Origin of the sequence: Mesorhizobium sp. LCM 4577, assembly GCF_001854795.2 — a bacterium.
In the GTDB taxonomy this organism is placed as follows: domain Bacteria; phylum Pseudomonadota; class Alphaproteobacteria; order Rhizobiales; family Rhizobiaceae; genus Mesorhizobium; species Mesorhizobium plurifarium.
This window is the reverse complement of record NZ_MDDU01000002.1, coordinates 614518-637323: the sequence shown is the minus strand read 5'-3', so window position 1 is coordinate 637323 and position 22806 is coordinate 614518. Positions and strand designations below refer to the sequence as shown.

The 22806-nt window shown below is 63.0% G+C and carries 23 protein-coding genes and 1 pseudogene; 10 read left to right on the top strand and 14 right to left on the bottom strand.

Annotated features, from left to right (window positions below):
• Window position 1: 1 nt before the first annotated feature.
• From LCM4577_RS07590 to LCM4577_RS07575, 4 genes are read right to left on the bottom strand one after another with little or no spacing between them, the layout of a single operon-like run.
• The gene (locus tag LCM4577_RS07590) at window positions 2-805 is read right to left on the bottom strand and encodes a nucleotidyltransferase family protein (RefSeq protein WP_071032532.1); all 804 of its coding nucleotides are present in this window, start codon (window positions 803-805) and stop codon (window positions 2-4) included.
• On the bottom strand, window positions 805-1905 hold the full coding sequence (locus LCM4577_RS07585; protein WP_071070510.1) for a glycosyltransferase: 1101 nt from the start codon (window positions 1903-1905) through the stop codon (window positions 805-807). The genes LCM4577_RS07590 and LCM4577_RS07585 overlap by 1 nt, the downstream gene beginning before the upstream one ends.
• Window positions 1906-1918: 13 nt before the next feature.
• On the bottom strand, window positions 1919-2515 hold the full coding sequence (locus tag LCM4577_RS07580) for a histidine phosphatase family protein (protein ID WP_071070508.1): 597 nt from the start codon (window positions 2513-2515) through the stop codon (window positions 1919-1921).
• Complete coding sequence (locus LCM4577_RS07575; protein ID WP_071070506.1) at window positions 2512-3615, bottom strand: inositol-3-phosphate synthase; 1104 nt, start codon at window positions 3613-3615, stop codon at window positions 2512-2514. The genes LCM4577_RS07580 and LCM4577_RS07575 overlap by 4 nt, the downstream gene beginning before the upstream one ends.
• Window positions 3616-3817: 202 nt before the next feature.
• Between LCM4577_RS07575 and LCM4577_RS07570 the strand changes: the two genes are divergently transcribed.
• The 6 genes from LCM4577_RS07570 to LCM4577_RS07545 all read left to right on the top strand — a co-directional run bounded on the left by LCM4577_RS07570 (window position 3818) and on the right by LCM4577_RS07545 (window position 10116).
• Window positions 3818-4273: a cytochrome c family protein gene (locus LCM4577_RS07570; RefSeq protein WP_071032536.1), complete on the top strand. Its 456-nt coding sequence runs from the start codon at window positions 3818-3820 to the stop codon at window positions 4271-4273.
• Window positions 4274-4365: 92 nt separating this feature from the next.
• Window positions 4366-5418, top strand: a complete 1053-nt coding sequence (locus LCM4577_RS07565; RefSeq protein WP_040990754.1) for a c-type cytochrome — start codon at window positions 4366-4368, stop codon at window positions 5416-5418.
• A 167-nt stretch (window positions 5419-5585) separates the two neighbouring features.
• Entirely contained in the window at window positions 5586-6665 is a 1080-nt protein-coding gene (gene coxB / locus LCM4577_RS07560) for a cytochrome c oxidase subunit II (protein WP_083354655.1), read from the top strand.
• Window positions 6662-8575: a cytochrome c oxidase subunit I gene (ctaD, locus tag LCM4577_RS07555; RefSeq protein WP_071070502.1), complete on the top strand. Its 1914-nt coding sequence runs from the start codon at window positions 6662-6664 to the stop codon at window positions 8573-8575. The genes coxB and ctaD overlap by 4 nt, the downstream gene beginning before the upstream one ends.
• Window positions 8576-9172, top strand: a complete 597-nt coding sequence (locus tag LCM4577_RS07550) for a cytochrome c oxidase subunit 3 (RefSeq protein ID WP_071032539.1) — start codon at window positions 8576-8578, stop codon at window positions 9170-9172.
• 62 nt (window positions 9173-9234) lie between these two features.
• Window positions 9235-10116 carry a cytochrome c oxidase assembly protein gene (locus LCM4577_RS07545; protein ID WP_244508239.1) on the top strand — a complete coding sequence of 294 codons (882 nt, stop codon included), beginning with the start codon at window positions 9235-9237 and terminating at the stop codon, window positions 10114-10116.
• A 33-nt stretch (window positions 10117-10149) separates the two neighbouring features.
• Here the strand turns inward: LCM4577_RS07545 and LCM4577_RS07540 are convergent, their stop codons facing one another.
• From LCM4577_RS07540 to LCM4577_RS07500, 9 genes and pseudogenes are all read right to left on the bottom strand, one after another.
• Complete coding sequence (locus tag LCM4577_RS07540) at window positions 10150-10308, bottom strand: DUF3309 domain-containing protein (RefSeq protein WP_041010234.1); 159 nt, start codon at window positions 10306-10308, stop codon at window positions 10150-10152.
• A 365-nt stretch (window positions 10309-10673) separates the two neighbouring features.
• Window positions 10674-11693 (bottom strand): annotated as a pseudogene (locus tag LCM4577_RS07535) (UDP-glucuronic acid decarboxylase family protein); the annotation flags it as partial.
• Window positions 11694-11716: 23 nt separating this feature from the next.
• Window positions 11717-12823: a glycosyltransferase gene (locus tag LCM4577_RS07530; protein WP_041004160.1), complete on the bottom strand. Its 1107-nt coding sequence runs from the start codon at window positions 12821-12823 to the stop codon at window positions 11717-11719.
• A complete protein-coding gene (locus LCM4577_RS07525) occupies window positions 12820-13914 on the bottom strand; it encodes a glycosyltransferase (protein ID WP_071070499.1) in 1095 nt (364 codons plus the stop codon). Before LCM4577_RS07525 ends, LCM4577_RS07530 begins: the two co-directional genes overlap by 4 nt.
• Window positions 13911-15041: a glycosyltransferase gene (locus LCM4577_RS07520; RefSeq protein ID WP_071070496.1), complete on the bottom strand. Its 1131-nt coding sequence runs from the start codon at window positions 15039-15041 to the stop codon at window positions 13911-13913. Before LCM4577_RS07520 ends, LCM4577_RS07525 begins: the two co-directional genes overlap by 4 nt.
• A 2-nt stretch (window positions 15042-15043) precedes the next feature.
• Complete coding sequence (locus LCM4577_RS07515; protein WP_071070494.1) at window positions 15044-16144, bottom strand: glycosyltransferase family 4 protein; 1101 nt, start codon at window positions 16142-16144, stop codon at window positions 15044-15046.
• The gene (locus LCM4577_RS07510; protein ID WP_071070492.1) at window positions 16129-17421 is read right to left on the bottom strand and encodes a TIGR04295 family B12-binding domain-containing radical SAM protein; all 1293 of its coding nucleotides are present in this window, start codon (window positions 17419-17421) and stop codon (window positions 16129-16131) included. Before LCM4577_RS07510 ends, LCM4577_RS07515 begins: the two co-directional genes overlap by 16 nt.
• The gene (locus LCM4577_RS07505; RefSeq protein ID WP_071070490.1) at window positions 17418-18491 is read right to left on the bottom strand and encodes an NAD-dependent epimerase/dehydratase family protein; all 1074 of its coding nucleotides are present in this window, start codon (window positions 18489-18491) and stop codon (window positions 17418-17420) included. Before LCM4577_RS07505 ends, LCM4577_RS07510 begins: the two co-directional genes overlap by 4 nt.
• Window positions 18488-19594, bottom strand: coding sequence for an NAD(P)-dependent oxidoreductase (locus tag LCM4577_RS07500; RefSeq protein WP_071070489.1), 1107 nt, complete (start codon window positions 19592-19594; stop codon window positions 18488-18490). The genes LCM4577_RS07505 and LCM4577_RS07500 overlap by 4 nt, the downstream gene beginning before the upstream one ends.
• 184 nt (window positions 19595-19778) lie before the next feature.
• Here LCM4577_RS07500 and LCM4577_RS07495 point away from each other — a divergent pair, with 184 nt between their 5' ends.
• The 3 genes from LCM4577_RS07495 to LCM4577_RS07485 all read left to right on the top strand — a co-directional run bounded on the left by LCM4577_RS07495 (window position 19779) and on the right by LCM4577_RS07485 (window position 21466).
• Complete coding sequence (locus LCM4577_RS07495; protein ID WP_041004172.1) at window positions 19779-20051, top strand: hypothetical protein; 273 nt, start codon at window positions 19779-19781, stop codon at window positions 20049-20051.
• A gap of 191 nt (window positions 20052-20242) precedes the next feature.
• The gene (locus LCM4577_RS07490; RefSeq protein WP_040990472.1) at window positions 20243-20482 is read left to right on the top strand and encodes a hypothetical protein; all 240 of its coding nucleotides are present in this window, start codon (window positions 20243-20245) and stop codon (window positions 20480-20482) included.
• A gap of 153 nt (window positions 20483-20635) precedes the next feature.
• Complete coding sequence (locus tag LCM4577_RS07485) at window positions 20636-21466, top strand: AI-2E family transporter (protein ID WP_198541023.1); 831 nt, start codon at window positions 20636-20638, stop codon at window positions 21464-21466.
• Between the two features lie 68 nt (window positions 21467-21534).
• On the opposite strand, the gene LCM4577_RS07480 is transcribed toward LCM4577_RS07485, so the two are convergent.
• Window positions 21535-22083 (bottom strand): hypothetical protein, encoded by a 549-nt coding sequence (locus tag LCM4577_RS07480; protein WP_320411855.1) that lies wholly within the window; start codon window positions 22081-22083, stop codon window positions 21535-21537.
• On the opposite strand from LCM4577_RS07480, the gene LCM4577_RS07475 reads away from it, so the two are divergent.
• Complete coding sequence (locus LCM4577_RS07475) at window positions 22057-22539, top strand: DUF6894 family protein (RefSeq protein WP_040990475.1); 483 nt, start codon at window positions 22057-22059, stop codon at window positions 22537-22539. The two genes, LCM4577_RS07480 and LCM4577_RS07475, sit on opposite strands and share 27 nt — an antisense overlap.
• The last annotated feature ends 267 nt before the right edge of the window (window positions 22540-22806 follow it).

Here is a 22806-nt window from a genome sequence, read left to right as displayed (position 1 = left end):
ATCAGGCTCCTTCGCCCGGCAAGAAAGGTGTTTGCGAGCGGCTTGACGTCACCAATATCGGCATGCCGCCGTCTTTCGGCGCGTCGTTGTTTTCAAGCAGCCGGAGCGCCGTGCGATAGCCGTTGAACGTCCCGACATCGACATAGGCCGAGCCCGCCTTAACGCCCCAGGCCTCACCTCCGGCGGCAAGGTAGGCATTGATCAGCGTTCCGAAATACTCGTCGTAGCCGTCCCGCTCGCGCCAGAGCGCAGCGAGCCGGTGAAAAATGCGCCCCGGCATCTTGAATGCTCCCCAGACCCAGTTGGTGACAGCATCCCGCTGCTTGACCTGGATCTGCTCGACACGGCCATCCCGATCCACGGCCACGGCGTCAAAAAGCTCCGGCCGGTCGACAGGGAACAGCAGGAAGGACAGCCGGTCGTCCGGAAGGTGGCAGAAGCCGTCCTCGGGAAACCAGATCGTGTCGGGCAGGCCGATCAGCACCGTCTCTTCGGGCGCAACGATCGGCGCGGCGCGGAAGATCGCGTCGCAGAGGCCGACTGGAGAAGGTTGCGCCACGAAGATGGCGGCGGCGCTGTCATAGCCGGCCGCATAATATTCGAGGATGTCCGACTTGCCCGAGCCGATGATGAAGCAGATCCTGTCGACGCCGTTTCGCACCATCCGGCGCACCAGATATTCGCTGACGGCGCAGGGGCGTTCGGTTTGCCCGTCCATTCGACTGCCTACCGGCAGCAGTTCCTTGGAAAAGCCAAGCGGTTGAATGCGGCTGCCCCGCCCGGCGGCCGGCACGATACCCAACATCAGACGGCTTCCTTCAAAGCTTCGCTTGCTCGCGCCCGAACGGTCTCGTTCAGGATACGGTCCAGTTCCGCGGCGCGGCGCGTCGATGTGTGTTCATCGAGGACGCGCTCGCGGGCCTTGCGGCGCAGCGCCTCGAGCTCCGCATCCGACAAACCGAGCGCGGCGACCACGTCGTCCGTGGAATGCGCAAGCACGATTTCACTGCCGGGGTTGAAGAAGCTGTCGATGCCCGGCCAGTCATCGGAAATCATAGCGGCGCCGCAGGCTGCCGCTTCGAACAGTCGGCCGGAGGGACACCAGCCCTTGCGCGCCATCGCTTCACGCGTGACGTTCAGGGTCAGGCGTGAGGAGCAGAAGAAGGCCGGATGGTCGGCAGGCGGCAGATGCCTGACAAAGAAGATGTTGTCGCACCACGGAAAATCCTGCGGGTATTGCGCGCCGCCGATAATGAAGCGGCAACCCGGCATCCGCGCAGCCGGCGCCACCAGCAATGCCTCGACTCCCGCCTGACGATCCTCGGCATAGGTTCCGAGATAGGACAGATCGCCAGCGAACTCCGGTCTGGGCTGCGCCGGCCGATGGCGATCGGGGTCGACATGTCCGTAGAGCGGCACGACGAGACGCGCACCCAGCGTCGTCTTGAGCGCATCGAGCGCCGGGCCGCCGGTGTAGCTCAGCACCAGGTCGAAATCGCGAAGGCCTTCGGAGCCGAAATAGGATGGCTGGTCGCCTTGCTCGATGCGTGCCAGCGTCACCGCTGTGTCGAGATCGTAGAACACCTTGAGCCCGCGGCAGCTCTCTTGCGCAAGGCGTGAGGCCTCAACGGCATCCGGGCAGTAGGAGGTAACGATCACAACGTCAGCTTCCCGGACCGCGGCAGCCGCGAGCTGTGCGATGTCGTTCCAACGCGGATAAAGCACGAGTTCGCCGCCATCGAGGTGATGGAGATCCCTTGCGCCGGCGTAATAGGGCACGTCGCGTTCGAAGAAAGTGATGGACCAGCCGAGGGGCGCCAAGGCGCGTATCAGCCCGCGCCAGAGCGTGGCATGCCCGTTTCCCCAGGAGGAGGTGACAGTGAGGCCGAAGATCACCATCCGCATCGGACAGCTCCCGTCAGGMAATTTCGTTCAGGCGAATGAGCTTTGAACCCCAGTCGCCATGGACAATGGTCGTAATCGAGGCGGGCTCAATGTCGAAACGGAAACAGTCGCCGAGCTGAAGGCCAAGGACCTTGCACACCGCGGCCTTGATGACGTCCGCATGGCTGATCAGCGCAAGGTGCCGGTTTGGGTGTTGCTGGCGCAGCGCATCCATCAGGCCGATAATCCGCTGCTGCGTGTCCTGCATGGTCTCGCCGTTTGGGGTGCGTGCGCTCTGTCGCTGGTCGTTCCACATCCGCCAGGCGGCGTCGCCATTCAGCTCTTCGAACGTCTTGCCCGACCACGCACCGAAATCGATCTCGTCCAACTCCTGACGTATCGAGATCCGTTCGATGCCGCAGGCGGCAGCAATGGGTTTCGCGGTTTCCAGGGTGCGCCTGCGTGGGCTGCTCAAGATCCCGGCAAGCGGCTCACTCGCCATGCGGTCCGCCAGTTGCCGCGCCTGCGATTGGCCGGCGCGGCCGAGATCGACATCATCCAGGCGTCCCGGCAGACAGCGGCCGACATCATCGTGCTTCGCATGCCGGACAAGAAAGAAGATCGTGGTCATTCGGCGGCGTCGAGCATCGGCTCGTCCCTGCCGTCGATGAAGGCGAGCGTGCGCAGGCGGGCTTCGGCGTCGGTGAACTGCTCCGGCGGCGACTTCATGAAGTAGCTGCAGGGCCCGGTGAGTGCCCCCGCAATGCCACGATCGAGGGCCAGCTTGGCGCATCGCACGGCGTCGATCACGACGCCGGCGGAGTTGGGCGAATCCCACACCTCCAGCTTCAGCTCGGCATTCAGCGGCACACCGCCGAAAGTTGTGCCTTCGACGCGGATATAGGCCCATTTGCGGTCGGTGAGCCAAGGTACATGGTCGCTGGGCCCGACATGGATATTGCCCGGTTCGAGCGGAACATCGATCTGGCTGGTGACCGATTGCGTCTTGGATATCTTTTTGGATTCCAGCCGCTCCCGCTCCAACATGTTGAGAAAGTCTGTGTTGCCGCCGAAATTGAGCTGGTAGGTGCGATCAATGCGCACTCCGCGGTCTCGGAAGAGATTGGCGAGCAGCCGGTGAACGATGGTCGCGCCGACTTGGCTCTTGATGTCGTCGCCGACAAGGGGGAGGCCACGCTCCTCGAAGCGCCGACGCCATTCCGGCCGCGAAGCAATGAAAACCGGTATGCAGTTGACGAAAGCGCAGCCGGCTGCCAACGCGCATTCGGCATAGAAGCGGGTGGCCGCTTCTGATCCGACGGGCAGATAGGATACCAGCACCTCGGCTCCGCTTTCCCGGAGGCTCGCGGTCACGTCGACGACCGGTTCGTCCGCTTCCTCGAGGAGATCGCGCAGATATTTGCCGATGCCGTCGAGGGTCRGCCCGCGTTCCACGCGCACGCCGGTCGGTGCCACATCGGCAAAGCGGAAGGTGTTGTTGGGCGCGCTGTAGATCGCCTCGGCCACATCGCGGCCTACCTTGTGCTTGGCAATGTCGAAGGCACAGACAACTTCGACGTCGTCGACATGATAGCCCCCGAGATCGGCATGCATCAGCCCGGGGATCGGCTCGTTGCTTTCTGCCTGGCGGTAGTAGGTGAGGCCTTGCACAAGGGAGGATGCGCAATTGCCGACACCGATGATGCCGATGCGAACCTTTTTCGATGTCACGAAACCGCTGCCTCTGTTGTTGGAGGTAAGTTCCTCGCCGCCGAACCAGGATCGGCCAGGAATGTTCCTTGCTCTCGGAAAAATTGCTGGGCCGATCGCGGGTCAACGCTTCCGAGAGCGCGTTGCTATCGCATAGTGAAGCCTTGGCGTACGAGAATGGAACCTCGCCCATCCTGCCAAGTTAAAGCGCCGGAGCGATGTCATGTCCGCAAACGTCGGCCTGTTTCTTCTGGTTGGCTGCGCATTTTGTTTTTTTGCCAAGAGCATCGGCTGGGCCGCAGCCGACGAACTCGGCGAGCCCCGGGCGACGGCCCTCGGACTTACGATCGCGCCGACAACTATGACTGCGCCGCAACCCGACAACTCAGCGGCACTTCGAGACCCGGGCGGTGGGCTTTCGCTGTTCCTGCGCAATGGTTGCGGCGCATGCCACACCATAAGAGGCACCAATGCCCATGGAACGATAGGCCCAGACCTTTCCCACCTCGGGTCGCGAACAGCGATCGGTGCCGGCGTTTTGCCGAACACGGAGGAGGCTATCGCGCGGTTCATCGCCAGGCCAGATCTGCTCAAGCCGGGCGTGAGGATGCCCGCGTTCGATATGCTTCCGCAAACCGATATCCAGGCGATCGCGCGATATTTGAAAGCCCTGCAGTGATGTCCGGTTCTCGAAAGCGCCCTTTGCCACAGAGGTCCAGGATTCCTCCTGACGCGGGAACTGCTCTCGAGCAGGTCGAAGACCAGCCGATAATGATCCGCCTGAAGCATGTCGTCCTCGGCGCTGTCGGTTTGCCGATCGTCATATTGCTTGGAGCGTGGGTCGGCTTCTTCAACGTCGGTGCCAGCAGTGGTCATTGGAAGGTGACCGCCTGGTTCCTCCAGCTCGCCATGCGCTCGGCCGTGCGCACTTATGCGTTGGCCGTGGATGCCCCGAAAACGCTCGACAGCCGGGGCCTTCCGGCGGCAGCCGGACATTTTGCCCGGGGCTGCGCGATCTGCCACGGCGAACCGGGTGAGCCCCGCTCACCGGCGGTGATGCGGATGCTTCCGCAGCCGCCGGATCTTGCCTTGACGGTCGGAGACTGGACCGACGCTCAGCTGTTTCGCATCGTCAAGCATGGAATACGCTTCACGGGAATGCCCGCCTGGCCGGCCCGCGACCGGGATGATGAGGTCTGGGCCATGGTTGCCTTCCTGCGGGAGCTGCCGAAGCTCGATGCAAACGGATTTCGGGACCTTGCCCTAGGTGGATCGCAACCTACCGCTCCGGCGGCGCTCGCCGACTGCACGCGCTGTCACGGAGGGCACGGCGGGGGCAGGGGTGACCTCGTACCCGCTCTCGCCGGGCAGAAGGAAGCCTATCTGTTCGCGAGTCTCCAAGCCTATGCCAGAGGCGATCGCACGAGCGGTTTCATGGCTCTGCCGGTGACCGGCGTCGACCCCGCCGACCTGGCTGCGCTTGCCCGGCATTTTGCGGCGCAGCCGTCAGTATCAGCGGACAGCGATCAAGTTCCGGCAGAGGTGATCGGCAGGGGACAGCAAATCGCCGAGGACGGAATTCCGGAGCGGAACGTGCCTGCCTGTTCCGGCTGCCACATCGGCTCCGACAAAAATCCGCTCTACCCGCGCCTTGACGGCCAGCATGCCGCTTACCTCGAACGGCAACTGAAGCTGTTCCGATCCGAGAGCCGAGGCGGCACGCGATTCTGGCATATCATGGCGACCGCGGCGCAACGCCTCACGGACGACGACATACGGGCGGTATCGGCCTTTTTCTCCAAGCGCTCTGCAGGTCCTCAATGACCAGGATGCGCGGCTTGCGGAATCGAAAGCGGGGAGGGCTGCTGGGCGGGCAGGTCGAGATCGGCTCCAAGGAACTTTATCCCTTGCTGCCAGTTCYGAATGCGCACAGCGGGCCGCGTAAGGCGGACAGCCGGCTGAGGCGTCCTTCTCCGGGTGAACCACGCTGAATGGATTTCTGGCAGGCTCACGAGATGCAGAATTTCGGGGCGGGCGGTCACCCCCGGCATCCGCTGACCTTATGGCGCATAGATGCCGCAAAACAGAAGAACGCCACCAATCAGGCAGAAGGCGAGGAATGTCGCAAGGTAAAATCCGGGCTCACGGAAAATCCTCATATCGCGTCTGAGACTCACGGCTCGGCTTCCTCGGCCTCGGATCAACCCAACAACACGGAACGGAACTGGAGAGTTCCGAATGCCCTGTTTGCTCGGTTTCTGAAGGTCTTCGAAAGGGGAGCGGCGGCGTTGCCAGGTCTCCTAGGCGCTCACAGCTGCATGCTCGTCTCGGGCTGTACCGGCACGCAGTCGGTCCTCGATCCGCATGGCAGACAGGCCGACGCTCTGGCTGTTCTGTTCTGGACCTTCGCGTCAGTGCYCGGCTTTATCTGGCTCGTCACCATGGCGGGGCTGCTGCTCGCGCTTGTGCACAGGCGCGGCAGTCCCGGCGAGCCTGCTGAAACCCGTCCGGCCGTCAGGCCACCGATGCAGATCGCCTTTGCCGCTATGTTGGCGTCGAGCACCATCATTCTCTCAGGCCTGACCGTGCTCAGCTTCGGCGGACAAAAGGCGGTGTTCAGGAGCGGGGCAGGCGCGGCGCTGACGATCTCCGTCATAGGGCACCAGTGGTGGTGGCAGGTCCGGTACGAAGGAGATAACGGCTTCGAGACGGCGAACGAGATTCGCATTCCGGTCGGCAGCCCGGTCGACATCAAGCTCGCCACCGCGGATGTCATCCACTCTTTCTGGGTACCAAGCCTCGCCGGCAAACTCGATCTCATTCCCGGCAAAAGCAACGAGCTCCGTATTGAAGCCGACAAGCCAGGCACATATCGCGGCCAGTGCGCCGAATTCTGCGGTCTGCAGCATGCGCATATGGCGATCTTCGTGGTGGCAATGGAGCCGGAAGAGTTCGAGCGCTGGCGCGCCAATCAGGCCGCACCGGCAAGGCCGATGGCGCATCTTGCAAGGCAAAGCGTTGCTTCCGCGGGGTCGCCTCCATCCGCCGCTCCGTCGGAGAGTTCGCAATGAGCCCGGCGGCCGAAGAACGTCACGAGACCCGCGATACCGATCTGGGTGAAGAGGAACTGCGCGCGAGGCTAAGCAAGACCTGGGGGACGGGGCGTGGTCTGATCGGAGCCCTCTCGACGGTCGATCACAAGATCATTGGCATCCGATATGCCGTGACGGCCTTCGCCTTCCTGTTGGCCGGAGGCATCATGGCGATCATCATGCGGCTGCAACTCGCGCGGCCGGACAGCCATCTCGTCGACGCCGAGCTCTACAATCAGCTTTTCACCATGCATGGCACAACGATGATGTTTCTGTTCGGCGTGCCGGTTGGCGAGGCGTTCGCCGTCTATCTGGTGCCGCTCATGGTCGGCACCCGCAACATCGCATTCCCGCGCCTCAACGCCTTTTCCTATTACGTCTACCTGTTCGGCGGCCTGATGTTGTGGGGCGGCTTCGCGTTGAGCATTCGCCCGGACGTCGGCTGGTTCTCCTACGTCCCRCTCGCAAGCCTGGATTTCACTCCAGGCAAGGGGCCCGACTATTGGGCGCAGATGATCACCTTTACCGAAGTCGCCGCGCTCGCGGTCTCGGTGGAGATCGTCGTCACGGTGCTGAAGCAGCGCGCGCCGGGCATGACGCTTGACCGCATTCCGCTCTTCGTATGGACGATGCTTGTCCATTCCTTCATCATCATTTTCGCTATGCCGGCGGTCATGCTCGCCTCGTCGATGTTGATCATGGATCGGCTGGTCGGCACGCAGTTTTTCAATGCCGATGCGGGCGGTGATCCGCTGCTTTGGCAGCACCTTTTCTGGTTCTTTGGCCACCCCGAAGTCTACATCATCTTCCTGCCTGGAACCGCTTTCGTGTCGGCGATCGTGGCGACATTCTCCAGGCGGCCGGTCTTCGGCTATCTGCCGATGGTGCTGTCGCTGATCGCAATCGGCTTTCTGTCCTTCGGCTTGTGGGTTCACCACATGTTCGTGACCGGCCTGCCCGAGGTGGGCGCCGCCTTCTTCACCGCCTCCAGCATGGCTATCGCAATTCCGAACGGCGTCCAGATATTCTGCTGGATCGCGACGCTCTGGGACGGCAAGCCGGTGCTCAAGACGCCGCTGATCTTCGTGCTCGGTTTCTTCTTCATCTTTGTCGCCGGCGGCCTCTCGGGCGTGATGCTGGCGTCGGTCCCGATCGACACGCAAGTGCACGACACCTATTTCGTCGTCGCTCATTTCCACTACGTGCTGATTGGCGGCACTCTCTTTCCGCTTGTCGCGGCGGTGTACTACTGGTTCCCGAAGGTGACGGGCCGGCTGATGGATGAGCGGGTCGGCAAGTGGCAGTTCGCGCTTGCCTTCATCGGCTTCAACACCGCCTTCTTTCCGATGCATCTGCTTGGCCTGCACGGCATGCCGCGCAGGGTCTACACCTATCCCGCCGAGATGGGCTGGGGCGGGCTCAACCTGCTCGCCAGCGCCGGTGCGCTGCTGTTCTTCGCAAGCTTTCTGCTCATGCTTTGGAACATGGTCGTCAGCGCTCGCTCGGGGGCCTTTGCCGGCGACAATCCCTGGGATGCCGAAACGCTGGAATGGGCGGCCAGCTCGCCGCCCCAGCCCCAGAATTTCGATCGCATCCCCTACATCACATCCCGCTCGCCGCTATGGGATCAGGGCGACGACAAGGCGGTGGTCGGCGGCCTCAAGGTCGATGAGCGCGAATTGGTGGTGACGAGCATCACCGAGGCTCGGCCGGACATTCGCGAGGAATCTCCGGCGCCGTCGATCTGGCCCTTTCTGGCGGCGTTCGCCACCGCCGTCGCCTTCATCGGTTCGATCTACACACCGTGGGCGATTACCTGGGGCTCGCCTGTCGTCGCCATTGTCCTGGTCGCCTGGTTCTGGCCGAAGACCATCGAGGAGAACGTTTAGATGGTCCGCAGCGTCATCGATGTCTCCGGTTTGCCGACCTATGCCTTCGGCTCGCGTGTCACTCCCTGGTGGGGGACCCTCTCATTTTGTCTGCTGGAAGGAACTGGCTTTGCCCTTGGCATTGGCGGCTATCTCTACCTGGCCGTCACCAACACGCATTGGACGAAGGACGCGGTTCCCTTGAATTTGGCCTGGTCCGCGCTCTTCACGATCGTCCTTGTCGTCAGCGCGCTGCCGAACTTCTTGATCAGGCGAGCGGCCATGCGGGAGAGCCTGCGCTCGGTCCGTGTGCTGCTGCTGGTCATGAGCGCGGTCGGTTTGGTGCTTGTCGGACTGCGTGTCATGGAATTCTCGGCCTTGCCGGTGCGCTGGAGCGACAACGCGTACGGCTCTTTTGTCTGGCTTCTGCTCGGCCTGCATGGCGTGCACGTGCTGACGGACGTCGCCGACACGCTCGTCCTGACCGTGCTGATGTTCACCAAGCATGGGACGGGCAAACGCTTCAGCGATGCCGAGGACAATGCTTTCTACTGGTATTTTGTCGTGTTGTCGTGGCTGCCGCTTTACGCGGTGCTCTATTGGCTGCCGAGGCTCTGATGCGGGGCGTCCTACGCATCGGCCAGGCGCAATTGCTCGGAGCGCTTGCTTCGGCAGCATGCATGGCGCTGACGCCGGCCATCGCCTTTGCTCATGGCGCGGATCAAGCGCCTGGTGGCGGCTGGCCGGTCTCCGGCGTGACCGTCATTCCGCTTGGCCTTGCATTGTTGCTCTACATCGGTGGCGTGGTGCGGCTTTGGCGGCAGGCAGGAGTGGGGCGCGGCGTCGCATGGTGGCAACTGGCCTGCTTTGCGGCAGGTTGGGCAGCGCTTGCTGCGGCCCTTGTGTCTCCGCTACACGAATTGGGCGAGCGGTTGTTTACGGCGCACATGATTGAGCACGAGGTGTTGATGATCGCCGCGGCGCCTCCGCTTGTGTTGTCGCGACCGCTCGGCGCCATGTTGTGGGCGTTCCCTCGCGCCATACGGCGGCACCTTGCGCGCGGGGCACGATGGCGCCTTGTGCGAATGACGTGGCGCGGCCTGACCGAMCCAGCGTCCGCGACGATCTTGCATGGCCTCGCGATCTGGTCATGGCACATACCAGCTCTGTTCGACGCCGCCCTCGCGAGCGAGCCGGTGCATTGGCTGCAGCATTTCAGCTTCCTGGCAAGCGCGCTGCTCTTCTGGTGGGCTTTGCTCAATGGCCGAGCGCGCCGAAGAGGCTACGGCGCGTCGGTGTTTTATCTGTTCTTCACCTCCACGCATTGCGGGCTGCTTGGCGCGATTCTGGCTCTGTCAAAAAATGACGTGTTCGTTCCGAAGAACTCGGCAGCGTCGCAATGGAACCTCACGGCCCTCGAAGACCAGCAGCTTGGCGGCTTGATCATGTGGGTGGGCGCCTCCGCGCTCTACCTCGCGGCCGCATTGGTCCTGACGGCCTTTTGGATCGGAAGCGGATCGTCCGCCGTGAAGGCCGGCAGTGCGAGTTCCATGCGAAATTAGAGCAATTTCAGGCTTGGCCGGGCTATCCAATCCTCAAATCCTGCCCATGAGAGCCAGGATCACCAAGATGACAAGTATGACGCCGACGAGGCCTGAAGGGCCGTAGCCCCAGCCTGACGAATACGGCCAAGCCGGGATCGCGCCGATCAGCACCAAGATAAGAATGATGATGAGGACTGTACTGAGACCCATATCGGTTCTCCTTTCCTGGTTTGCGCAATGCCGGCCCGGTAGTCGCGAAAAATGGAACAGTGCCCAGGTCTCAGTCCAGCTTGCGCAGCATGTCAGCTTCCTGCTCGAGGATGCTGGCGACTTCTTCGCGTTGGAGATGCGTCATCATCAGACTGACGCAGCATTCGAGATACGTGATGGAGGCTCGTCGCAGGAAGGCGGCGGTTTCCGCGGCCACCATCTGGTCGATGTCCTTGGCTGATCGCTTCGACTGCACGGCTATGTTCTCCTAACTGGTTGTCAGGCCCAACCAGAACCTTGGTCKGATGTTCCGCTCGGGTGAAAAGAACGCTCGCCGGATCCGCATCGTTGGAGCTGAAAGATCCAGATCTGCCCACCCCCGACTTGGCATTCGGTGCGGCCGACCGCACAGACGCAGTGTCGTCCAGATCGGCGAAGTAGACGACTGTCTGCAGCAGGCCCTGCCTGAGCGGCACCTTGGGTGACCAACCGAGAAGCGCTTTCGCGCGAGCTATGTCGGGCCGTCGCCGGCGAGGATCGTCTTGTGGCAAAGGCAGGAATTTCACGGGCGACCTGGTGCCGGTCAGTTCCCTCACCAGGCCGGCCAAGTCGAGGATGGTGAATTCTCCGGGATTGCCAAGATTGACCGGCAGGCGCGGATTGGGCTCGACGTTCATGAGCCGCAACAGGCCATCGACCAGGTCGGTGACGTAGCAGAAGGATCGCGTTTGCCGACCGTCGCCGAATATAGTCAGCGGTCGTCTTTCCAGTGCCTGCATGACCAGATTCGAGACGATGCGGCCGTCGGCAGGGTCCATTCGCGGGCCGTAAGTGTTGAAGATGCGAGCGACACGCACATCGACCATATCGGCCCGCAAATAATCGAAGCAGAGCGTCTCTGCCGCGCGCTTGCCTTCGTCGTAGCAGGCGCGCGGGCCAGTGCAGTTCACATGGCCGAAATAATCCTCGTGCTGCGGATGCTGTTCGGGATCGCCATAGATCTCGCTCGTTGAGGCTTGCAGGAATCGCGCGCCGTCGCGCACGGCAAGCTCAAGCAGGTTGAGCGTTCCGATCACGCAGGTGCGGGTCGTGTGAACCGGGTCGGCTTGGTAACGGGGAGGAGACGCCGCGCATGCCAGGTTAAAAATATGATCGACCGGCTCACCGAGCTCGAGCGGAGTGCAGATATCCTGCTCGATCAGCCGAAACTGCGATTGGCCGACAAGGGGGGTTATGTTTTCCACACGCCCGGTGAGAAAGTTGTCGACACAGATCACTCGATGGCCCTCGGCAAACAGGGCCTCGCATAGGTGCGAACCAAGGAAACCCGCACCGCCGGCGACAAGCACCGTCCGTGTCTGTCGAACCATTCTTGAACGCCGCATCTCTACGTTCTCCTGTATGCCTGTTATGCTGCACTTTCGACGTCCACCGCGAGCAGCGGACGTACCCGTGGCTGCGCGAGCACTGACGTGAACTCACGTGCCCGAGCATCCCCGGTGTGTCCGCCGAGGACCAGCGAACAAGCCTGTCTGGCCATGTTCAGCCTGGCGCGGTCCGACTGTCCCAGAAGGATTTCCGTCACATCTTCCGCGCTCGCGGCCGTCCGGATTGCCGAGGCTGGAAAGAAGTTTTCCAGGCCCGGCCAGCGGTCGCTGATGATCGGCGTTCTGCACGCTGCGGCTTCGAAAAGCCGCACGCTGGGAGACCATCCGGCTGCGATCATCGAAGTGCGTGTCAGGTTCAGCGTGTAACGTTGCTTGCTATAGAAGGCGGCATGATCGGCGGGTGGCAGGTGCTCGATCCGCTCGACGTTGGAAGGCCAGGCGATCTCGGAGGGGTACTGCGAACCGGCAACCACGAACTTTCGCTGCGGCAGCCTGCGCGCCGGTTCGACCAGCAGCGCTTCCAACATCGGCTGCCGGTCAGTGCTATAGGTGCCGAGATAGCCCAGATCCCATTCGATCTTGCTTCCGATCCGATGGTGCCGCTCGGGGTCAACCGAACAATAGAGCGGCTCTGCCCGGCGCGCTCCGAATTCGAGCTTCAGGCGTTCAAGGGTCGGCCCTCCCGTGAAGGAGAAATAGACGTCGAAATAGGGGATCTGCCGACGCGCGAGGTAGTCGCAGCTGTCTTCCGCGACCCTTGCCAGCGTCACCGGAGTGTCGATGTCGTAGAAGCAGAATTGCCCGGTGCACAAGGACGCGAGATCGTCGATGATCGCTTTGCCTTCAGGTACGAACGAACCAATGACCACGACATCGGCAAGCCGAAGGTCTCGCTCATGGTTGCGGCGGAGTTCGCCGACCGTCTCGTAATAGCGCAAGTCGCAGAAATCGGGGTCGCGCAGATCGCGGTGACGCGCATACCAGGGCACGTCGCGCTCGAGGAATGTGACGCGATGCCCGAGCTTGTTGAGCGCTCTCAACAGCCCCCGAAAGGTCGTCGCGTGGCCGTTGCCCCAGGAGGAGGACAACGACAGACCGAGGAAAACGATGTCGAGCGGCTTCGTCATTCCGCGGCCTCCACGGTCCGGCGCTCGAAATGCGCCTTGAAGATGGCGTCAACCAGTTCAGCCCTCAATGTGTAGGTATGTTCGGCAAGAACGCGTCGAAGCGCCGCCTTGCCGATTCTCTTCGCGCGCCCAGGCGTAAGCGTGCGCATGATCTCGACAACGTCGGCGCCGTCCCGAGCCACCAGGATTTCCTCGCCAGGCGTCAGGAACAGCTCGATGCCGGCCCAGGCATCCGTGATAATGCATGCGCCGGCGCCGGCTGCTTCAAACACCCGCGTTGCCGGCGAAAACCCGTTGCTGGCCATGCTGTCGCGGCTGATGTTCAGCACCGCTTTCGGCGTGACATTGAACGCGTTGTGGTCCCGCGTGCCGACATGGCCGAGCCAGGAGACATTCGCCGGCATTGGCTTGTCGCCCCAGCCTGACCCGCCGAGCAGGAACTTCTGGTCCTCCAGGGCACTGGCGGGCTTGAGGAAGAAGGCCTCCACGCGCGCCTCGCGGTCCGGCAGGCGGTTGCCGAGAAAAGCGAGATCGCAGGCGAAGCGGGGATCGCGGGCGACGGGGAAATGCGTCTCGGGGTCGAGCGCGTTGTAGATCGGCACGCATTCGGCCGCGCCAAGCGCCCGGTAATCCCATACGACGGGATCGCCGCCGCCATAGGTCAGCACCAGGGCGATCCTCTTGAGCTCCTCGTGGAGAGGATGGTCGGGATGGTTGCGCAACTCGCTGAGCGTCGCCGGGGCGTCGACGTCCCAGAACACCGTCAGCGCGTCGCTGCGGGAGTGGTCTAGCACGGCGCGCAACAGGGCCTCGTCTTCGAAGCCGACACCGCTCGCCTTGACGACGATATCGGCCTCAGCGGCGCGGGACGCGACCTGCATCAGCGCATCCGGCGTCGCCTCATAGACGACGACGTCGCACCAGTCGGGAATGTCGATGTCGCGATGGTTCTGGCGGTCGAAGGCATCCGGCTCATAAAAGACGATGTCGTAGCCATGCCAGGAAAGCGCTTTCAGYAGCCCCCGATAATAGGTGGCGGCGCCGTTCCAGTAGGATGACAACAGGCTGGATCCGTAAAAGGCGATCTTCATGCGGCAGCCTCCTTTGCTGTCGTGCTGTCGACCGCAGCGCGATTGCCGCACGCGGCGAGTATGTCGAACAGTTCGTCCACGCGGTGCCGGCACGTGTGCCGCGCGAGAATGGTTTCCAGCCCGGCCGCCGCCAACGCCTGCGCAAATCCGGCATCGTGCAGCACATCGCACAGATGTTGCCGCATCTCGGCGCCGTCGCGGGCAAAGAGGAAATCCTGGCCGGGACGGAACAGCCCTTCGACGTCCGGCCAGGGTGCCGAGATCAAAGGAATGCCGCAGGCCAACGCCTCGAACATGCGGATCGTCGGAATGCCGGGCAGGTGTTCGCGGTAAGGCCGGCGCGGAATGTGCACCGTCACACGATGCTGCGCGAAGGTTTTCGGGACATCGGCATTGGCGAGCCAACCCTGGTATTTGAGGCCAGCGTCGGCCAGTGCCGCCCGCGCTCGTGCCGGATAGCGTACGCCGTGGACGGTTCCCGAAAGGCCAAGCTCACGTGCCGGCTCGACGAGGAACTCCTGGATTTCGGCGCTACGCTCGTCATCGCCCCAGTTGCCGACCCACACCAGATCCAGGAAGGGATCGACGTCGGGGAACGGCTTGAACAGCCGATCGTCGGCTGCCTCATGCCAGGTGAAGGCCCGTTTGCCCCATCCGGCGCGCAGATAGCTCTCTCGCAATGCCTGGCCGAACAGCAAGACGCCGTCATAATGCTCAAGGTTCAATGCCGAAATCCACTGCGTGGCCGATACGGCGCGATGATGCGTGTCGTGGAACAGCAGCGTGAAATTGCCGCCGTTGAGTTTGGCCCGGCCGATACGGGCGACAAGATCCGGATCGGTCCACTCATGGACGACCACCACATCCGCGTCCGCGATCCAGGCCTCATGATCGAAGGATGCGTCGTAGGTCACCGGTATCAGCTCGGGAAAATCCTTCCGGAAACGTTCGACTGCGAAAGGACCTTTCTCGACCAGCAGGTTCGATCGGCTCCATCCGTCCGCGGGCTCGAGCGCGAATGCGTGGTGTCCTCTCGCGATGAGTTCGCGCATGATGCCGCGCTGGAAATGCGCGTTGCCATGGTTCCAGTCGGAAACGACGGAATGGGTGTAGAACACGAACCGCATGGTCAGCGCTCCGCGACGGCCATCGCCGCCCGATCGTAGATTTCGCGCATCGCCGCTGCCTGCGCCTGCAGCGAAAGTTTACGCGCGCGCCGGGCGGCGCGCCGGCCGAATTGGCGGCGCAGGTCGGCGTCGCCGGCGAGGCGGGAGATGCATTGGGCAAGGGCGCGAGGATCGTGCATGTCGAAGAACATGGCCGCGCCGTCCCAGATCTCGCGATAGGTCGCGATGTCGGCGAGCACCAAGGGCGCACCCGAGAGCGCAGCCTCCAAAGCGGCAAGTCCGAAAGGCTCGTAGATGGAGGGCGAAACGAAAATGCTGGCCCGCGCCATCAGCCGCCGCGCCTCGGCGTGGCCGACCGGGCCAAGCGTGACGCAATGATCGAGGCAAGTCCGCTGTCCATCACCACTGTCGAGCGGGCCGGCGGCGTAAATCGGCCATTCGGTGATCGCGGCGGCGGCATCGAGCACCTTGGCGTTCTTGCCCTCGTCCCACCAACGGGCGGCGGCGAAAGCGAACGATTCGCGGCGCGACTCCGGTGGGCCAGGCAGGGCGCCGTTGTGGATGACGCTCAGTCGCGAGATCGCTCCATAGCAGGACACAAGCATGGCGGCGTGGCTGCGGCTGGGTGCGACGACTACCCCGGCGCGGTCGAATCCAGCCCGGTTGCGATCCTTCTGCCACGCCCAGTCGCCCGCCACGACCTGGCCGCGTACAGCATGCAGCCACGTCACGACGCAGGAATGCGAGACCACCACGAGAGGGCAGGGCAGATCGATCCTTGCCGCCTGAGCCGGTGCGTTGAGATGAACAAGATCCGCGGCGAAGGCTGTTGCGATGGCCTGCATTTCTTCGGGAAACCGATCGAGAGCGCTCTCGTCGCGCGTCATCCAGTCCGGCGGGGTTTCAAGCCACGCGAGCGATGCGAAGGATTGCGCTTCCCGGACCTGTTCCGCCGAAGGCCGGGGTCCCAGGCCGGCCAGCATGACGGTGTCGCCGCCGGCAACGAGCTCGCGCGCCAGATCGAGCGAATAGCGCCAAACCCCGCCGACGGCGTCGGTGGTCATCAGGATACGCCTTGGGCGATGGATCAGCGATTGCAGCATGAGGACTCCAACTCGGCCAATGCGCGCGGACGCTGGTCCTGGATGTCGCTGAATGTTCGAAACGAGGCGAGGTAATGCTCATGCGCGCGCTCCCACGCGAAATCGTCGGGCTCGCCCCATAGCTCGCGGTAACTGGGCGAGCTTGGATAGGGGTAGAGCGGCACCGGTTCGTTGGCCCAGACGCCGTTGTCGATAAGATGCTTGCGCCAATAATCCACCAGCGCCGGGTCGTCCTCGACCACGCCGATCAGATTGGCTTGGACGAAGGGAACGTGACGCCGGGCATCGACCAGCAGCGCGGCCAGTTCCTCCGTGTCCAGCCGGCAGCGCTTGGCCAGCATCTCGCGGCCTTCGACGGTCAGGCTTTCGAGGCCTGCTTCGAWCGAGACACAGCCGGCCTCGCCCAGCAACTCGAGCAGCTCCGGTTTCCAAAGATCGATGCGGGTCTGGACACCGAATTGGACGTCGCGGCTGATCAACGCCTCGAGCAGCGCCTTCTGCGGCAGGAAAATCTCGTCGATGAAATAAACGTAGCCAACGCCCTGCGCGATCAAGCAGTCAATCTCGGCAATGACGGCGTCATGGTTCCTGCGCCGGTATGCATCGCGAAAATCGATCTTGGCGCAGAAGCTGCAATTATATGGACAGCCCCTGGATGCCTCCACTTCCGCGCCGAAGCCCTTCTGGTTTGTATCGAACCGATGATGATGATGCGCATGGGCAGCAATCCAATCGGACGGCCAATGGAGGGCCGGGTGGTCTACAAAGCGGCTGACCGCGACGCCACCGTTGCTGACCGGCGCGTCGCCGTCCAACCACGCCGTGTTGGGGACGGCGGTCCAGTCGTCGCACCCAGCGAGTTCGGCCACCACTTCCTCGCATTCGCCTCGCACGACGATGTCGGCGCCAAGCTTGCGCAGGGTGGGGGCAGGGGTTGCCGAGCCGTGCGGCCCGACGGCGACGGTGCGGCCGCCGCGTCCGGCGAGATGCTGCAGGAACTCTGCCGGCACCCGCAACTCCGGAGGCGCGCAGCGCCAGAACAGGTAAGTCGGCGCCGTGGTCACGACAGTCATGTTCGCCCCGAACGCGGCCACTCGCTCCGCGAGTGTGGCGTTGTCGAGGTCCTGCAGCTGTCCATCCAGCATCAGCACCTCGTGGCGGTTGGCTTCCAGCAGCGCTTTGCAGTAGCCAAGCTCCAGCGGCAGATGCGGCTGCCGGCATCCGAAATAGATGCTGTGCTCGTATGTCCAGTGCGGGTTGACCAGTGCGACCTTCATGCGACATACCTCGCGGTTTCGGGGCGGGGCTGTAGACGGTGCCGCAGCAGCCATTCAGCGAGATCGCAGACGCCCTCGCGCCACGGGACGCGCGCCCGCCAGCCCAACGCGGCCTCTATCTTGCGGGTGTCTGCGACGAAGAAGGGTTGGTCACCGGTCCGCTGCAGATCGTGGCGGAGCGTGATGTTGCGGCCTGTCATGGCGGCGATCTCCGACAGCAGCGCGCGCAGGCTGACGGCGTTGTGCGGTCCGCCGCCGAGGTTGAAGGCTTGGCCCTTGAGGTCTTCGATCCTGCCAAGCAAGCCGCGATAGGCGGCAACCGCGTCGGACACATGCAGGATGTCGCGCACCTGCTTGCCGTCGCCGTAGATCGTGATCGGTCGGCCGTCGAGCGCGCTGAGCAGGAAATGCGCGACCCAGCCCTGATCCTCGGTACCGAACTGGCGCGGGCCGTAGATGCAGCTCATGCGCAGCACCGCCGTCGGCAGGCCGTAGGACTTGGTGTAGTCGAGGACATATTGGTCCGCAGCGCCCTTCGAACAGCCATAGGGCGTGCAGAAATCGAGGCCGATCGTCTCGGCCACGCCATTGGCGCGGATGGCTTCGTCATCCGGCTCGTATCGATCGTCGGCTTCTCGCACCGCGATCTGGGGCAAGCTGCCATAGACCTTATTGGTGCTGGCGAAGATTACCGGGACGCCCGTGCGGCGCGCCGCTTCGAGCACGTTGAACGTGCCTTTGAGATTGATGTCGAGGTCTTGCGCGGGATCGACCAGGCTCGTGGTCACGGCGGTCTGGGCGGCCAGATGGAAGATCGCCTTGGCCGGCGCCAGGGCCGAGGCCAGGCTGCTCCCGTCGCGTATGTCAACGGTTTCCACGCTGAGCCGGCTGCCGTGCTTTTGCGCCAGCCACTCGAGGTTCTGCTCGACGCCGGAACGGCTGAAATTGTCGATGACCAGCACCGGCTCGCCGTCCGACAGCAGACTGTCGGCCAGATTGGAGCCTATGAAGCCACTGCCGCCGATGACAACCACCGGCGCCTTGCGAGGATTGCGATCCCGTTGGCTCATGACACCAACCCTCGCTCTTCAAGCTCGCGCTTCATGTCGGCGCCGCGGTCGATGGCGACGCTGTTGCGAACCCAGGCCGCGAATTCGCCAAGCGAATCCTCCAGCCGGCGGCTCGGCTCGAAGCCGAGCAGCTCGCGCGCCTTGCCGATATCGGCGAAGCAGTTGCGGATATCGCCGGAGCGCGCCTTGCCGAGAATTTCGGGTGGCCGCTTCGGAACGCCCATTGCCTCGGCGAGCAGGCGGGCGACCTCGCTGATCGTGTAGGACCGTCCGCTGCCGATGTTGATGGCGTGGCCAGCTGCCTGGCGTTGCTCCAATGCCAGTCGGAAGGCCCGGGCGACGTCCTGCACATGGACGAAGTCGCGCTTTTGCTTGCCGTCCTCAAAGACCATCGGCCGCTTGCCGTTGGCAAGACGCGAGGCGAAGTTGGCGAGCACGCCCGTGTAGGGGTTGGCGAGCGCCTGTCCGGCGCCGAAGACGTTGAACAGGCGCAAGGCCACCGCATCCGCATCATAGGCCTGGCCGAAGATCAGCACCGCCCTCTCCTGCGCATATTTGGTCAGCGCATAGATCGAGGCGAGGTCAGGCCGCTTCTCCTCGTCGGTTGGAATCGGCGACAGGCTTTCGCCCGCAGCAGACAACGGGTCCCACTGGCCGTTCCTGATATCGCTCGGCTTGCGGCGGGCGTCGTCAATGCGCCGCCCGTCCGGTGTCTCATAGAGGCCCTCGCCGTAGATGCTCATCGAGGACGCGACGACAATCCGTTCGACCGGTTGCTTGATCAATGCCTGGAGCAGGGTCGCGGTGCCGAGATCATTGGTGCCGACGTAGCGGGCGATCTCGTACATGGATTGGCCGACGCCGACCTCGGCAGCGAGATGGATGACGGCGTCGATACCCGAAACGGCTTCTGCCACTGCTCCCGGGTCGCGCACATCGCCCTTTGTCAGCTCGGCGCCACCCGGGATGCTGATGGCCTCGCTGCCATGGACCTGATCCAGAAGCACGTCCAGGATACGCACTTCATAGCCATGTTCTATGAGCTCCTGGGCGACATGCCGGCCGATGAAACCGCAGCCCCCCGTAACCAGTACACGTTTCACGAGAACTCCTTGCGGATTTGGCGTTGGGTTCCCGAACTGCGGGACAAAAGGTTTGTTCCCTGCTTCAACAAAGCTCCTCCCGCAATGCGCGTGACAATCCGTGGTCGGACTGCCGATCGGTTGGAACATTGCCCTTTGCGCGCTGTTAGGACCGCGTCGGTCCCGCTGCGAGAAAGGAAAAGCCATGTCCGAGGCGAAGACGACCACCAATCACGACGAAATCCGTAAATGGGTGGAGGAAAGGGATGGCCATCCCGCCGTGGTCCGCACCAAAGGCAAGGGTGGCATCCTGCGCATCGATTTCGGCGAGCCGGAAGAAGCGCTCGAGCCGATCGAGTGGGATGAGTTCTTCAGGATCTTCGACGAGAACGATCTGGCTTTCCTTCACCAGGACAAGGCCGGCAGCGGAGGAGAAAGCCGTTTCAACAAATTCGTCGAGCGCGGCCGCAAGACTTGAGCTCTTGCCGGCATCGATGTCCGTTGCATTAAGAGCGATCGAGGTTGCGCGACCTCACAGGCCTGTGGGTTGCCCCAAACTGCGCGCTGATATTTCCTTGCGAAACTTTGAGGCGCTGGCCAGAGCGGCCGCTATGGCGCGGAACCATTTTCAGGATCCGGCCGTTCCGACGTCAGGTTCGGAGCGATAGCATGGGCACTTTTTCGGATCTGGATAAAAAGCTCACTGAAAACATCTACGATCACGGAAGCCGTTTGACCGACCCAAGCGCGGATCTGCCACGGCGGGTCGTGGAGACAGTCGGCCTCCTTATGCCGTTCATTCAGCCGGAGGCGCGTGAGGCGGTGAGGCTGCAAATCCTGGGCATCATCCACGAACACATATTTGATGAGATCGAGACCGGGCCTGGAGATCCAGCGGCCGGGGACTGAGAGTTTCCGTTTCGTAACTCTCGATCATTTCAGTCCGCCGTGCGCATGCCTGGTCCGGCGTAATGCCAAGCGCCCGCCTGAAGCTCGTCGTTCTCTGTTGCGCAGGGAACATCTGAGTCCTTCCCCGGGTTCAGTACGCAGGCAATGACTTCAATGCAGAACGGACGCTCCGAGTTCGAACGATCATCGCCGGCTCCTGTGGAAACGGCCGAGCCCATCTTGCAAACCGTTGAGAGCCGGCAAGCAGCACGATTGCGCGCGGTGACATTCTTCACAGGCGGTCTTTTCGTCCTGGCAATCCTTGCCGCCTTCTTCGCCGCGGGCGCCATCGTGCTTCCGCTCGTTCTCGCCGTCTTTCTCAAGTTGCTCCTGCAGCCCGCAGTCAGCCTGCTGGAACGCCTCTTTGTGCCCAGGGGCTTGGCAGCGATCTTGCCGATCGTACTGGTGGTCGGAATCTTGGTCCGCCTGGTGGCAGCCTTGCCAGGGTGCAGCAGCACCGAGCGGAGCCAGGCGTTAGCTGATATCCGTCATTTTCCGTTTCTTCATTGGCGGTGGCTTGGGTCCGGTCGCGCGAGGAGGCGGTTCGGCAGGAGAGGGCGTCTTTGTCGCCGGCGTCGCGGCCAGACGCTGCTCGCGCAGCCGAGCGGTCTTCGCCTGGCGCGTCAGTCGCTCCGCTTCCATCAACGCGCGCGCCGCGGCCGATGTCCGTTCGTGCCTGTCCTTGTCGATCTTTCGCGCGGTCACCATGCGTTGTTTCAGAAACGGTTGGAGGGACATCCAGCTTGTCCGCCGTTGTTCCGAACGGCAGGACGCGAAACGATCGATATTTCTACTCTTTGCCGCCGTGCAGCTTCTGGTCCTTTGCTTCGCGCAGCAGCCGCACGATCGCATCGACCGGAGAGGGATCCGCCGTCGGTTGGATTTTCCGCCGCCACAGACGGCGAAGGAGCTTTTTCAATGTTGGCATCAAAAATCACCCTCTGAGCTGTTGAATGCAAGACGGATATTTCAGCCGTGGCGCCACGTCGTTTGAGGAGACGACGGCAAAGGAGTTACCCGAGCAGCGCGGCAAGCAGGATCGCGGCGGCCGCGAGGACTACGGCCGCCGCGATCACCAAAACCGGCCCCTTTCTGCCGGGATGAAGACCGGACGCATTCTCCGGGCGCCGCATTGCATTGGCGAAACTCGCCTGGTTGGTGAATTTCGCTTCATGTCGCGTCGCAGGCCGCGCCGGATTGGCGGCGTCGCCAGCCTCGGCATCCGTTTCCAGGGGCGCGGCCGCCGGATCGAACCCGGGCGTCTTGTCTTCAGTCCTGCCGGCCTGGATTTGACCGCGATCCTCGGCAGGTGTCCGCTTGCTCGGCGAGATCATTCGATAGCTCCTTCGCAACCAAACTTCTGTTCGGCCCTGCTGTTCCAATAAGGCTGCCGGAGGTGGAGAAGAATGCCGCCATGACATGGCGCGGATTTTGGGCAGGGCGCCCACATCGCGGAAGACGAGCCTGATTGGACCCGGAACCTTTCCGATTGGGCCAGCTTTAATCTTCACCGATGCGAAGACGACGAGGCGGCAATGCAGGTTCTCGAAACTGAAATACATGCCGGACCGGAAGGTACGGTGGTCGAGTTTCTTGGCGACGGCGGCGAAAAGATTGCCGTCACAATGGCGACATCGGATCCGCGACTGACGCTTGATAAGGCCGCTCTCGTCGGCTGCGCCAAAGAGATGATGGCCCAGTGTGCGGCCTTCGGCAACACGGAGCGGGTATCCGGGCAGAGCGGCTATCGCGACCTCGGTGGGCCGTCGATCAAGTCGCAGGGTCTGTTCACATTCGAGTATCGCGACAACAACAGTGTGCGCCAACTCCAGGGGGTGGAACTGGCGAGCCTCGAGGCCGCGCATGGCGAGGCGCTGCGGTCGGCCATCGATCTGTTGGACGACACGCCCGAAGGCGGGCAGGAGGGCTGGGCCGTGCGGGTCCGCGACGGAAGCGGCAAGATCGTGTCGTCGGTCGACTTCGATGAGGCAAGGCGTGAAAAGGCGGCGGCGGAATGAGGACCGAGCTGCATAGCCGAAGAAAGGATAAACGATGCTTCCCTTCCTCTCGCTAGACGCGATGGCAGCTGCCAGAGGCGATGGGCTGCATCCAAAGCTTGCCCGTCTGCTCAGGACACGGCTCGCATCGGCTGGATCTGGAGTGGTTGTGCTCCGCCAAACCCGGAATGGCGCCCCGATCCAGGCCGGTCCTAATCCGATTGGCAACATCGACGGAGAGCTGCAAGCGGGTGTGCTCCGGTTTCCCACCCGGCAAAGTCTCAAAGC